Source organism: Shewanella metallivivens, from assembly GCF_028750675.1.
Taxonomy (GTDB): Bacteria; Pseudomonadota; Gammaproteobacteria; order Enterobacterales; family Shewanellaceae; genus Shewanella; species Shewanella metallivivens.
Genome location: NZ_JAQQPZ010000001.1, coordinates 342,767 through 356,624 on the forward strand (window position 1 = coordinate 342,767; position 13,858 = coordinate 356,624).

The 13,858-nt window shown below is 44.7% G+C and carries 6 protein-coding genes, 2 tRNA genes and 3 rRNA genes; 9 read left to right on the forward strand and 2 right to left on the reverse strand.

The window, feature by feature from the left end:
• Positions 1–74 precede the first annotated feature (74 nt).
• Both PQR79_RS01415 and PQR79_RS01420 read left to right on the forward strand, forming a co-directional pair.
• Positions 75–1,922 (forward strand): DUF294 nucleotidyltransferase-like domain-containing protein, encoded by a 1,848-nt coding sequence (locus PQR79_RS01415; RefSeq protein ID WP_238104875.1) that lies wholly within the window; start codon positions 75–77, stop codon positions 1,920–1,922.
• Between the two features lie 8 nt (positions 1,923–1,930).
• Entirely contained in the window at positions 1,931–2,608 is a 678-nt protein-coding gene (locus PQR79_RS01420; protein WP_238106152.1) for an exonuclease domain-containing protein, read from the forward strand.
• Between the two features lie 100 nt (positions 2,609–2,708).
• Here PQR79_RS01420 and PQR79_RS01425 read toward each other — a convergent pair whose 3' ends face one another.
• Together PQR79_RS01425 and PQR79_RS01430 are read right to left on the reverse strand one after the other, a co-directional pair.
• Positions 2,709–3,794: a ketoacyl-ACP synthase III gene (locus tag PQR79_RS01425; protein WP_238106151.1), complete on the reverse strand. Its 1,086-nt coding sequence runs from the start codon at positions 3,792–3,794 to the stop codon at positions 2,709–2,711.
• A 97-nt stretch (positions 3,795–3,891) separates the two neighbouring features.
• A complete protein-coding gene (locus PQR79_RS01430; RefSeq protein WP_238106150.1) occupies positions 3,892–4,566 on the reverse strand; it encodes a GntR family transcriptional regulator in 675 nt (224 codons plus the stop codon).
• Positions 4,567–4,779: 213 nt separating this feature from the next.
• On the opposite strand from PQR79_RS01430, the gene gmhB reads away from it, so the two are divergent.
• The 7 genes from gmhB to PQR79_RS01465 all read left to right on the forward strand — a co-directional run bounded on the left by gmhB (position 4,780) and on the right by PQR79_RS01465 (position 13,857).
• On the forward strand, positions 4,780–5,331 hold the full coding sequence (gene gmhB / locus PQR79_RS01435) for a D-glycero-beta-D-manno-heptose 1,7-bisphosphate 7-phosphatase (RefSeq protein WP_303648141.1): 552 nt from the start codon (positions 4,780–4,782) through the stop codon (positions 5,329–5,331).
• Positions 5,332–6,030: 699 nt separating this feature from the next.
• Positions 6,031–7,572: ribosomal RNA gene (locus PQR79_RS01440) — 16S ribosomal RNA — on the forward strand.
• A 217-nt stretch (positions 7,573–7,789) separates the two neighbouring features.
• A tRNA-Ile gene (locus PQR79_RS01445) sits at positions 7,790–7,866 on the forward strand.
• Positions 7,867–8,004: 138 nt separating this feature from the next.
• A tRNA-Ala gene (locus PQR79_RS01450) sits at positions 8,005–8,080 on the forward strand.
• A 534-nt stretch (positions 8,081–8,614) separates the two neighbouring features.
• Positions 8,615–11,508: ribosomal RNA gene (locus tag PQR79_RS01455) — 23S ribosomal RNA — on the forward strand.
• A 230-nt stretch (positions 11,509–11,738) separates the two neighbouring features.
• Positions 11,739–11,854: ribosomal RNA gene (gene rrf / locus PQR79_RS01460) — 5S ribosomal RNA — on the forward strand.
• The 16S, 23S and 5S rRNA genes sit together here with 2 tRNA genes alongside, the layout of an rRNA operon.
• 977 nt (positions 11,855–12,831) lie before the next feature.
• Entirely contained in the window at positions 12,832–13,857 is a 1,026-nt protein-coding gene (locus tag PQR79_RS01465) for an HlyD family secretion protein (RefSeq protein ID WP_238103363.1), read from the forward strand.
• Position 13,858: the final 1 nt, after the last annotated feature.

Here is a 13,858-nt window from a genome sequence, read left to right on the forward strand (position 1 = left end):
TGGTCTTTAGTCCTATAGCGCTGAGTTTAAAGGCTTTGCTATAGTGAAACAGGTAAACAACAGGGAGATGAGTGATGGATGCAAGCGAGTTACAACCCGTAGAACAATTTTTGGCTGCACATTCTCCATTTGATTCATTACCTGATGAGGTGATTAGCCGATGTGCTAAAACCATTACCGTGGGCTATTACAGTAAAGCTTCTGCTTTTGTGGAGTTTGATAAAGATAACCCTAAATTATATATCGTCCGCAGTGGTGCATTTGAGGTGCGCGATCCTGAAGGTGTATTAGTCGACCGAGTTGCAGAAGGTGAATGCTTTGGATTTTCGACGTTATTGTCGGGTGAAAAAGTCGTTAATAAGGTGGCTATTTTAGAAGACGGCTTAGTTTATCATTTACCTCAGTCATTGTTTGCACAGTTACGAGCTGAACACCGCAGTTTTGATCAGTTTTTTACCCGAGCATTTGCCAAGCGTTTACGCAACGAAGGGCGCTTTAAAGCAAAAGATCTCACCACAACCAGTCGCATTACTTCAATTATGTGTTCCAAACCCATCGTTATTCAGGCTCATGCTAGTGTAAATGATGCCGCAAAACTGATGCGTGAATACAGAGTTTCATCAGTATTAGTGATTGATAATCATAAATTGGTGGGCATTTTAACTGATCGAGATTTACGTAATCGTGTTATCGCCGAAGGGTTAGGGGTTAACACACTGGTAAGCCAAGCCATGACGGTTAACCCCATTACTACCCACGCCAATGCGCTGGTGTTTGAAACCATGTTAACCATGAGCGAACATAACATACATCACTTGCCAGTGGTTGAGGGCAGTCAGGCTATTGGCATGATCACCAGTACCGACATTCTTCGCGCACAACGTTCTCAACCTTTATTGCTTATCGGAGAGATTGGTCGCCAAGCCAACATCGATAGTTTAATCCAAGTCAGTAAACAAATTCCGTTACTGTTACAAAATTTGATTAGCGCCGATGCGAGAGCTGAAGAAATAGGCCGAGTGTTGACGTCGGTTACTGATGCATTAACACGCCGCTTAATTGAGTTAAACCAACAGATGTTGGGTAAAGCACCGATGGCTTTTTGCTGGTTAGCATTTGGCTCGCAAGGGCGCCAAGATCAAGTAGCGTGTTCAGATCAAGATAATGGTTTATTGTTAGCCCATGAGCCGGATGAGTTCGCTGCGGCGTATTTTGACACCTTAACCAAAGCCGTGTGTAAGGGGCTTGATCAATGCGGCTATGTATATTGTCCTGGCGATATTATGGCGCAAAATCCTAAATGGCGTTTACCGTTAAACCAATGGAAAACACTTTTCAAGCATTGGGTGCTTGAGCCTGAGCCTAAAGCTTTAATGCACGCCAGTATTTTTTTTGATATGCGCCCAGTATTTGGCCCTATGAGTTTATTCAGTGAGTTACAAGATGAGGTATTAGCCTCGACGAAAGATAATGATATTTTTCTTGCTGGCATGGCAGGTAATTCGCTAACCGAATCTCCGCCGTTAGGCTTTTTTAGAAAATTTGTCCTTGAACGCGATGGCAGTGAAGTTAAAGGCATGGATTTAAAACATAAGGGCAGTGCGCTGATTAATGACATCGCTCGGGTTTACGCGTTAAGCGCGGGTATCAAAGAGGTAAATACGGCTAAAAGGATCAGAGCCTTAATGGATGCCAATATTATTAATCGTAAAGATGCGCTTAATCTTGCCGATGCTCATGAGTTTATTGCTCATATGCGCCTAGCCAATCAAGGATATCAGGTAACCCATAATGTACCGGTTAATAATTTTTTAAAGCCACAGCATTTATCATCATTGCTACGGCATCAACTGCGTGATGCATTTAAGGTAGTGCATGACGCACAAGCGGGTATAAAGCTGAAATTTTTGAGGAGCTTTTAGTGGCCAACCTGTGGTGGATAAAAGCGTTACTGTGGCGTAGTAGAACAAAATCATTACCTTTGCCTTTAAAAAATTACTTAGCGGCAATCACACCTGTGTTAAGTAAACGTTTTATCGACGCACCGTTAATGGCAATTGATCTGGAAATGACTGGGCTAGACCCACTAAAAGATCAGGTGATAAGTATCGGTATTGTGCCCATTTCGAATGGCGTTATCCCGTTAGATAAGGCGCAACATTTAATGATTGCGATTAGTGGAAGTGTTGGCCAAAGCGCCACGGTGCATGGCATTGTTGATAATCAATTACATAAAGCACTTTCAATTGAAGAAGCCATGCAATGGTTTTTAGCCGAAACGCAAGGCCACATTTTAGTCGCCCATCATGCGCCGCTAGATATACAGTTTATTCAACAACAATTAGTACGTTGTTTTGGACAATCAATACCTTTGGTGTTTATCGACACCTTGGCGATAGAAAAAAAACGCTGTTTAAGACAACAAGATGTACTAAGGCAAGGATCTTTAAGATTAGGGGCAAGTAGGGAGCGGTATCACCTACCGGTTTACTCTGCGCATAATGCGTTGGTTGATGCCTTATCTTGTGGCGAATTGTTATTAGCGCAAGTTGCCGCGATGGGAGAGATGAAACAGTTGTCGCTGAAAAACCTTATTGATATATATTAATACCAATCCGCATTCTGAGTGGTCACCTATTAATGCGGATTAGTATAAGAAGCCAGTCTTGAACACTGGCTTTTACTTTTAAAAAACAGATTAAAAGTAATTATGTTTCCTTGTTTTCTACTTTACTGAAAAAGTGATCAACTGCAGGCTTAATCATTTCTAAAGCAGTTTTGTCACAAGGTGGTAATTCGGCGTCACTGGTCTTTATCGGTGTCGTGCGCTCCCCCCATTTGAGTAGCAACGCCGCTGAGGTTAACCCTGCGCCAAATGCACACGACAAAATGGTTTGTCCCGCGACAATTCTACCCTGTGCTAACGCATCGCAAATGGCGATAGGAATTGTTGCAGCAGAGGTGTTGCCATAGTCAGCAATATTCACAAAAGCTTTTTCTTTTGGAATTTTCATTCGAGTGACTAGAGTATCAATAATCCGCTCATTGGCTTGATGCGGAATAACAAAATCAACATCATCAATATTGGTATTGCATTTTTCAAGCACTTTAGCGCTTAAGTTGCCCATGCCATGAATCGCACGTTTAAACACTTCTTGACCGTTGATGTGGATATAAAAGTCGAGTGACTCACTATCAAATCGGTCCATTTGAGTGCCAAAGTTAGACTGTAAAATATGACGACCTTCAGGATCGTTATTTAACTCATAACCTAGTATGCCGCCAGGGGTTTCGCTTGCTTCAAGCACAATCGCTCCAGCACCATCACCAAACAGTACAGCGGTTTCACGGCGAGACCAATCAAGGTAAAACGACAGACGCTCAGCACCAATGATGAGCACTTTTTTATTTTGACCGCTTTTTATCATTGAGCTAGCCAAACCGACGCCATATAAAAAACCACTGCACGCAGCATTAATGTCAAATGCTGCGCATGTAGCACCAATATTTGCCTGTACAGTTGAGGCAATGTTTGGGATTAAGGTATCTGGGCTTGCCGTGGCTAAAATAATTAAGTCAAGCTCACTGCCGTCAATGCCCGCAGCTGCTAGCGCATGTTTGGCCGCGACAGAAGCCATTTCTGACGTATTAACGTGGCTGATATTACGCTTACTAATACCTGTACGAGTCTTGATCCACTCATCGGTGGTGTCCATGAACGTGGCTAAGTCATCGTTAGTCAGTGTCGCTGGTGGAACAGACTTTCCCCAACCTGTAATATGTGCATACTGCATAAGCGTTCTCTCAATACGTTTTAACAATTAAATAAATAGCTTTAATATCAAATAATAATATCAAACCTGTACGTTTGATTAAGATTTATTATTGTTGTTATGACTTAATTTTTTGTTCAACTAATTTGGTAATTGAAGCGGCAGCACTCAAAATGTGCTCATGTAACAATGCCGTTGCTTTTTCGACATCGCCGACTTTACACAGTTCAAGTAATATTCTGTGTTCACGTTCTGCGGTAGGGATACCACCGGTAAATAACAGTTGTAATCGAATATAACGATCACAATTGGTATTTAGCCCATGTACAACATCTAATGTGTGTGGTCTATTGGCTGCTTTATACAAGCGAGTATGAAAACGAGTGTTGAGCTCGCTCCAACTCGCGACAGACTCTTTGAGCTTAAAAGCTAACTCTAATTGTACGAGTACAGCTTCTGCATCTGCAATATCTTGTTCTGTTAAATTGGGAATTGCCTTCGCCAATAAATCAGATTCAATCATGGCTCGCAACTCAAATAATTCAGTAACTTGCTCAACAGACAATTTTGTTGCCGTGGCCCCTTTATGAGGCTCAAAGTTAATCAGACCTTCAGCTTCTAATTGCACTAATGCTTCGCGAACAGGAATACGGCTTACGTTCAACTGTTCTGCAATGGCTGACTGTCTGAGCGGTTCGCCTCCTTCAATATCACCAGAAAGGATCCGTTCTCTGAGTACTTCCACAACAAGTTGTGTGCGGGTTTTGTGAATAATGGGAGGTATATTGCTCATGTATTTTTTATCACTACTAAGATCTTCGAGCAAGGGTAACGCTTAGACGGCGCTTTATAAAGTGAAACCTATAGATAAATATCGATAAACATCATAAATGTAATCTAAAACAACTTAAAATAAACAAATTAGTAAAATTTAAGGGGTTTTTCTGGCACCCAATCGATGTCGGTGGGATAATCTAAGGTGTATTCTGTAAGGGGAGTGATTAGATTGAAGAAGGCTGTATTTTTAGATCGTGATGGTGTGATTAATAAAGACACGGGTTATGTGCATAGCGTAGATGACTTCGAATATATCGAAGGCGTGTTTGAAGCATGTTTGGCATTAAAAGAAATGGGCTATCTTCTTGTTGTTGTCACTAATCAATCAGGTATTGCTCGCGGTATGTACAGCGAAGATGATTTTCATCACCTAACTGAATGGATGGATTGGAACTTTGCTGATAAAGGTGTCGAACTCGATGGTATTTATTATTGTCCACATCATCCCGAAAAAGGGATAGGTGAATACAAACAAGACTGTGATTGTCGTAAACCTAAACCAGGAATGTTGACTTCCGCTGCTTCATTTTTAAAAATCGATTTGAGTCAATCAGTAATGGTTGGCGATAAAGCCGATGATATCCGTGCAGCACATGCCGCAGGTGTTCAAACTGCCATCTTGGTTCGTTCAGGTAAAGTGGTCGACGAGGCAGGCATTGCGCTTGCCACAACCGTGCTTGATAGTATTGTAGATGTGCCACAATTTTTACGTCAGCGCTAATCTTTCAATTTGGCTTTCAAAGCATGAGCTAACAATCACGTTATAATAGCGCATGCTTTATTGCTGTTTGTCATTATTACCCCACAGCATTCTCATCCACTTTATCTCTTTATCATGTGTTAAAAGACTGATTATTACTCTGATATACTGACTTAACATAGCTTTAACCTAGTTTGACACTTATTTATAGTTCAATGGGATGAATCGAACACTTTATATATAGGCTAATGCGTAACACTGGCCATTACATTGCCATTAAAGGCAACATAGAATGATAACAACAGGCCATTTTTGTTCATAAAACCAACTATAACAACCCAAAATAAGTCGTTGAGTTTAAAAACTGTGCAATTAGGCAATAAACTTAAGAAAAAACATTAAAAGGCCTTGCACAATAAAATGAGTTCCCTATAATGCGCACCACTGACACGGAACACGGCGTCTAACGCTGGTTACCAAGTCCGCTCTTTAACAATTTATCAAGTAATCTGTGTGGACATTCACAGGTATTGAGTTATTCGAAATTGTCTTCTTGTTCTTCGGAATGTAGGCAATCAAAAAATTTAACTCAATGATGAGAATGTTCATAGTTATATGACACTGCAGTAATGTAGTGAATAATTTGTGAGCTCTTTGAGCGAAGCGAATTATAACAGTAGAATTCATTGAGCCGTTCGACGTAGTCGAACAACAAAACTTTAATTGAAGAGTTTGATCATGGCTCAGATTGAACGCTGGCGGCAGGCCTAACACATGCAAGTCGAGCGGTAACACAAGGGAGCTTGCTCCTGAGGTGACGAGCGGCGGACGGGTGAGTAATGCCTAGGRTCTGCCCAGTCGAGGGGGATAACAGTTGGAAACGACTGCTAATACCGCATACGCCCTACGGGGGAAAGGAGGGGACCTTCGGGCCTTTCGCGATTGGATGAACCTAGGTGGGATTAGCTAGTTGGTGAGGTAATGGCTCACCAAGGCGACGATCCCTAGCTGTTCTGAGAGGATGATCAGCCACACTGGGACTGAGACACGGCCCAGACTCCTACGGGAGGCAGCAGTGGGGAATATTGCACAATGGGCGAAAGCCTGATGCAGCCATGCCGCGTGTGTGAAGAAGGCCTTCGGGTTGTAAAGCACTTTCAGTAGGGAGGAAAGGGTATTGCTTAATACGYAATATCTGTGACGTTACCTACAGAAGAAGGACCGGCTAACTCCGTGCCAGCAGCCGCGGTAATACGGAGGGTCCGAGCGTTAATCGGAATTACTGGGCGTAAAGCGTGCGCAGGCGGTTTGTTAAGCCAGATGTGAAATCCCCGGGCTCAACCTGGGAATTGCATTTGGAACTGGCGAACTAGAGTCTTGTAGAGGGGGGTAGAATTCCAGGTGTAGCGGTGAAATGCGTAGAGATCTGGAGGAATACCGGTGGCGAAGGCGGCCCCCTGGACAAAGACTGACGCTCATGCACGAAAGCGTGGGGAGCAAACAGGATTAGATACCCTGGTAGTCCACGCCGTAAACGATGTCTACTCGGAGTTTGGTGCCTTGAGCACTGGGCTCTCAAGCTAACGCATTAAGTAGACCGCCTGGGGAGTACGGCCGCAAGGTTAAAACTCAAATGAATTGACGGGGGCCCGCACAAGCGGTGGAGCATGTGGTTTAATTCGATGCAACGCGAAGAACCTTACCTACTCTTGACATCCACAGAAGATTGCAGAGATGCGATTGTGCCTTCGGGAACTGTGAGACAGGTGCTGCATGGCTGTCGTCAGCTCGTGTTGTGAAATGTTGGGTTAAGTCCCGCAACGAGCGCAACCCCTATCCTTATTTGCCAGCACGTAATGGTGGGAACTCTAGGGAGACTGCCGGTGATAAACCGGAGGAAGGTGGGGACGACGTCAAGTCATCATGGCCCTTACGAGTAGGGCTACACACGTGCTACAATGGCGAGTACAGAGGGTTGCAAAGCCGCGAGGTGGAGCTAATCTCACAAAGCTCGTCGTAGTCCGGATTGGAGTCTGCAACTCGACTCCATGAAGTCGGAATCGCTAGTAATCGTAGATCAGAATGCTACGGTGAATACGTTCCCGGGCCTTGTACACACCGCCCGTCACACCATGGGAGTGGGCTGCAAAAGAAGTGGGTAGTTTAACCTTCGGGAGAACGCTCACCACTTTGTGGTTCATGACTGGGGTGAAGTCGTAACAAGGTAGCCCTAGGGGAACCTGGGGCTGGATCACCTCCTTACCTATACGACTAACTCAATACCTAAAATGCAGCAATGCATGTGAGTGTTCACACAGATAACTTGATAGAAAGAAAGAGAAAGATATCGAAAGGTATTTTTTGCGGATTTTGATTGTTAATCAAGGCGCTTGAGGAATGAGGAAGGATGTGTAGTTCGCTACATGACGACCGAATGACGAAAGCAACGCTGAGTAACGATTAAAAGACCAAAAAGAATGGGTCTGTAGCTCAGCTGGTTAGAGCGCACCCCTGATAAGGGTGAGGTCGGTGGTTCAAGTCCACTCTGACCCACCAAATCTTCTTTAACTCTGCGTTAATTTATACCTCGTTTAGCAAGCTAAACGTCGGCATAAATGGCCTTGATTTAAATCGATTTGGCTTCGCCAATCTTAGTGATTGGATACCGGATATCAATCTCAACTGCATGTAAATGGGGCTATAGCTCAGCTGGGAGAGCGCCTGCCTTGCACGCAGGAGGTCTGCGGTTCGATCCCGCATAGCTCCACCATTTACTTGTTGGTTCAATGGGTTTGGTCAATACGCTATAAAAAGCGGTTCGATCCCACTCACATTGCTCCACCATGACATGCATTGGTTAGAGATGCCAAAGATAAACAAAATTTATCTTTGGCTTTTTTAAGCCCGCTCTTTAACAATTTGGAAAGCTGATAGTATTTAATTGCATGAGTCTGTCATGTGATTAATTACAAATCGTTTGATACGGCACTTTATTTTAAGTGACGTATCAAACATTGAGTTCTCAAAACACTGTTTAAGTGTCTTGAATATTCTAAAAACTAAGGCGATTTCGTGTGCGAAAGTGCATGAATTATCAAAGTAAAAACCAGCTAGTTGCAATGCAACTCAAGTTTTTCTTATCTTTTGTTAATGCAAAGGGTGAGCGCAGTTAATCGCTTATTAGGCAAGGCTTGAAGTTGAACGACGAATGAGTGTAGCAGCGCTACATGATTGAAGAGTGAAACTGAAMACGCCGCATAATAAGATGAGTAACAAGCGTAAGAAAGACCCATTTGGGTTGTATGGTTAAGTGACTAAGCGTATACGGTGGATGCCTTGGCAGTCAGAGGCGATGAAGGACGTAGTAACTTGCGAAAAGCGTTGGCGAGCTAGTAACAAGCATTTGAGCTAACGATGTCCGAATGGGGAAACCCACTCACATAAGTGAGTATCTGTACATGAATACATAGTGTGCAGAGGCAAACCCGGGGAACTGAAACATCTAAGTACCCGGAGGAAAAGAAATCAACCGAGATTCCCCTAGTAGCGGCGAGCGAACGGGGATTAGCCCTTAAGTCAGTGGGGTGTTAGTGGAATGTGTTGGAAAGCACAGCGGCACAGGGTGATAGCCCCGTACACGAAAACTAACCATTGATGAAAACGAGTAAGGCGGGACACGTGACATCCTGTTTGAATATGGGGGGACCATCCTCCAAGGCTAAATACTCCTGACTGACCGATAGTGAACCAGTACCGTGAGGGAAAGGCGAAAAGAACCCCTGTGAGGGGAGTGAAATAGAACCTGAAACCGTATACGTACAAGCAGTGGGAGCGGTTCTTGAGACCGTGACTGCGTACCTTTTGTATAATGGGTCAGCGACTTACATTTTGTAGCGAGGTTAAGCGAATAGCGGAGCCGTAGGGAAACCGAGTGTTAACTGCGCGTTTAGTTGCAAGGTGTAGACCCGAAACCCGGTGATCTAGCCATGGGCAGGTTGAAGGTTGAGTAACATCAACTGGAGGACCGAACCGACTTATGTTGAAAAATGAGCGGATGACTTGTGGCTGGGGGTGAAAGGCCAATCAAACCGGGAGATATCTGGTTCTCCTCGAAAGCTATTTAGGTAGCGCCTCGTACGAACACCATTGGGGGTAGAGCACTGTTAAGGCTAGGGGGTCATCCCGACTTACCAACCCTTTGCAAACTCCGAATACCAATGAGTGCTATACGGGAGACAGACGGCGGGTGCTAACGTCCGTCGTCAAAAGGGAAACAACCCAGACCGTCAGCTAAGGTCCCAAAGTGTATGTTAAGTGGGAAACGATGTGGGAAGGCTTAGACAGCTAGGATGTTGGCTTAGAAGCAGCCATCATTTAAAGAAAGCGTAATAGCTCACTAGTCGAGTCGGCCTGCGCGGAAGATGTAACGGGGCTAAACATACCACCGAAGCTACGGGTGCATGCCATTAGGTGTGCGCGGTAGAGGAGCGTTCTGTAAGCGGTTGAAGGTGAAGGGGTAACCCACACTGGACGTATCAGAAGTGCGAATGCTGACATGAGTAACGATAAAGGGAGTGAAAAACTCCCTCGCCGAAAGACCAAGGGTTCCTGTCCAACGTTAATCGGGGCAGGGTGAGTCGACCCCTAAGGTGAGGCCGAAAGGCGTAATCGATGGGAAACAGATTAATATTTCTGTACTTCTGCTAACTGCGATGGAGAGACGGAGAAGGCTAGGCTAGCGCGGCGTTGGTAGTCCGCGTTTAAGGTGGTAGGCTGATTTCTTAGGCAAATCCGGGAAATCTTAAGGCCGAGAGCTGATGACGAGTCACTAAGGTGATGAAGTAGTTGATGCCATGCTTCCAGGAAAATCTTCTAAGCTTCAGGTTAGTAGGAATCGTACCCCAAACCGACACAGGTGGTCGGGTAGAGAATACCAAGGCGCTTGAGAGAACTCGGCTGAAGGAACTAGGCAAAATGGTACCGTAACTTCGGGAGAAGGTACGCTCTTGGCGGTGATGAGACTTGCTCTCTAAGCTGCTGGGAGTCGCAGATACCAGGTGGCTGCAACTGTTTATCAAAAACACAGCACTGTGCAAAATCGCAAGATGACGTATACGGTGTGACGCCTGCCCGGTGCCGGAAGGTTAATTGATTGGGTTATCGCAAGAGAAGCTCATGATCGAAGCCCCGGTAAACGGCGGCCGTAACTATAACGGTCCTAAGGTAGCGAAATTCCTTGTCGGGTAAGTTCCGACCTGCACGAATGGCGTAATGATGGCCACGCTGTCTCCAGCCGAGACTCAGTGAAGTTGAAATTGCGGTGAAGATGCCGTATACCCGCGGCTAGACGGAAAGACCCCGTGAACCTTTACTATAGCTTGGCACTGAACATTGAACCTACATGTGTAGGATAGGTGGGAGACTTTGAAGCATGAACGCTAGTTTGTGTGGAGTCGTCCTTGAAATACCACCCTTGTAGTTTTGATGTTCTAACTCTGACCCCTAATCGGGGTTGAGGACAGTGCCTGGTGGGTAGTTTGACTGGGGCGGTCTCCTCCCAAAGAGTAACGGAGGAGCACGAAGGTTGGCTAAGTACGGTCGGACATCGTACGGTTAGTGCAATGGCATAAGCCAGCTTAACTGCGAGACATACACGTCGAGCAGGTACGAAAGTAGGTCATAGTGATCCGGTGGTTCTGAATGGAAGGGCCATCGCTCAACGGATAAAAGGTACTCCGGGGATAACAGGCTGATACCGCCCAAGAGTTCATATCGACGGCGGTGTTTGGCACCTCGATGTCGGCTCATCACATCCTGGGGCTGAAGTCGGTCCCAAGGGTATGGCTGTTCGCCATTTAAAGTGGTACGCGAGCTGGGTTCAGAACGTCGTGAGACAGTTCGGTCCCTATCTGCCGTGGGCGTTGGATGATTGAAGGGAGCTGCTCCTAGTACGAGAGGACCGGAGTGGACGAACCGCTGGTGTTCGGGTTGTTATGCCAATAGCATTGCCCGGTAGCTACGTTCGGAATCGATAACCGCTGAAAGCATCTAAGCGGGAAGCGAGCCCTAAGATGAGTCATCCCTAGGTCTTTAAGACCTCTAAAGAGCCGTTCGAGACTAGGACGTTGATAGGCATGGTGTGTAAGCGTTGTGAGGCGTTGAGCTAACATGTACTAATGACTCGTGAGGCTTAACCATACAACCCAGATGGGTTTTACTGATACTTAGTATTAGAATAGAGCACTTAGATAGTGTGATAACTCAACAAAGCGAGTCTGAAAGACGACTGCATCAGCTTTCCGAATCATTATTTAATGCACCAAGAATAGTGCGTTAGATAAAGGAGCAATTTATCAAATACATCCGTGTATTTGACCCTAACGGGCCGCACTAAAGTGCGTTAAAAATTTGTTCCGTACAATTTTTTGTCTGGAAACCATAGAGCTGTGGTACCACCTGATCCCATTCCGAACTCAGAAGTGAAACACAGTATCGCCGATGGTAGTGTGGGGTCTCCCCATGTGAGAGTAGGTCATTTCCAGACGCCTAATAAAACAATGAGGCCACCCTAATCGGGTGGCCTTTTTGTTTTGCGATAAAATACTTCTCGAATATTAACCATAAAATAGTGTGGTCGATATGCCGATGTGAGAGTAGGTCATTTCCGGATGCTCGAAAGAGTGGTGAAAAGCCCGTTGCTAATGCAACGGGCTTTTTTACATTTGGAATTTGAGCAAATAGTATTGTTGATAAATATACAGTGCTTGAATGCATAGCAGGTGAAGATAGAACTTTCGTTTTTGTTTTTTGTTACGTCAGGTTATACCAATCCGCATTAGAATGTGCTCTTTTAGCGAAAGTTATCAGTGAGGTATTCGAGGCAGCCTTTTGAAGGCATATGCACTACGTTAAGAAAGGCTAACAAAGAAGACCACGCTGATAAATTCGCCCTTCGGGGGGGGCGTCACAAACCCCATTACGGCTACAAATCACGTTGATGTAGATGACTACACCTGCAGTCATTTTCATTGTACTGGGTCTAGTGACGCAGCCTAAAGTAGATCACATTCTAATAAGGATTGGTATTATTCACTCTAAGTGTGAGGAGGATCAAGGTTTAACCTGTTTTGTTGATACAAGATTTAATTGAGTTAATGCACTAATTTATCGTTTGAATGGGGGGGACGTTGTGAATTCCATTTTCTACCTTACCAAGTATCATCATTTGCTGCACTTGTGCGTTAAGTAAACATATCGATAAATGATATCTCGATTTATCAGTGAAGATAGCGGCTTTTACAATCTGATATTGAATTCGCTTTAGCTGTTATTGCAACGAGGTTACGTATTCCGATCCATTGTCTCTGCTCATTATTTACGTTGCAATGTTATGTATGTCAGGCCCTTAGTCAATTAATACTGTTCATGATAGTGCAATGAAACATGGCTTTAGCAGCGATTGAGCAATGTCAGCTTGTTGCTTAAAAAATGATGTTGTCACTTATAGAAGGATTTTAGACAATGAATAGCATACTCAAAAAATTTATATATACAGTTGTTTTTATAGTGCTTATTGCAGGCTTTTGGTGGGGATGGCAATGTTTGCAAGAGCCCCCTTTAGCCGATGGATTGGTGTCAGGAAACGGCAGAATTGAGGCTGTTGAAGTTGATGTTTCGACCAAAATCGCGGGAAGGGTTGATACCATTTTTGCTCAGGAAGGAGACCTTATTCAGGAGCAACAAGTTGTTGCACAAATTAATACCGATCAATTACGTGCTCAACTATTGGGTGCTGAGGCCAATGTGGCTAGTGCTGAAAGCCAAGTTGCTTCGGCACTTGCCGCAATCGAGCAAGCAAAGGCAGAGGAAGTTTTAGCTGAACAAGAATTATCTCGAGCTAGAGAACTGGTTAAAGATAACCATATTAGTAAAGAAACCTACGATACAAGAGTCAGCCAGGTTGCTGTAGCTAAAGCGGCGCTTCAAGCGGCCAAGGCCGGCCTGGTTTATCGGGAACGTATGGTTGATGCGGTTAAGGCAAGCACTAAAGAAATCCAAACTCAAATTGATGATTGTGTACTTAAATCGCCAGTCACTGGCCGAGTTATATATCGGCTTGCTGAACCAGGTGAGGTGCTTGGTAGTGGAGGTAAAGTGCTGACCATGGTTAACCTTGCCGATGTTTATATGGAAATATTTGTACCATCAGCTCAAGCAAACCGTATCGCGATAGGTGCTGAGGCGAGAATTAAATTGGATGTGCTCGATTTTGTTGTTCCTGCATCAGTCAGTTTCGTGTCACCTGAATCGCAATTTACTCCTAAGCAAGTTGAAACCCTCAGCGAACGTGAAAAGCTTATGTTCCGTGTTAAGGTACGGATCCCTCAATACTTAGTTCAAAAACACATTGCCGATGTTAAAACTGGGGTGCGCGGTGTCGCTTACATTCGCCTGAGCCCTTTACCCGGAGAGCAATTGACTCCGTGGCCTGATTTTCTTCAACAATTGTTACCAGACTCTGAGCCTAATTCTGTTAATCAGTATTAAT

Coding starts and splice junctions, on each gene's coding strand:
- PQR79_RS01465 (WP_238103363.1), top strand. CDS start 12,832: ATGAATAGCATACTCAAAAAATTTATATATACAGTTGTTTTTATAGTG.
- PQR79_RS01430 (WP_238106150.1), bottom strand. CDS start 4,566: ATGAGCAATATACCTCCCATTATTCACAAAACCCGCACACAACTTGTT.
- PQR79_RS01425 (WP_238106151.1), bottom strand. CDS start 3,794: ATGCAGTATGCACATATTACAGGTTGGGGAAAGTCTGTTCCACCAGCG.
- PQR79_RS01415 (WP_238104875.1), top strand. CDS start 75: ATGGATGCAAGCGAGTTACAACCCGTAGAACAATTTTTGGCTGCACAT.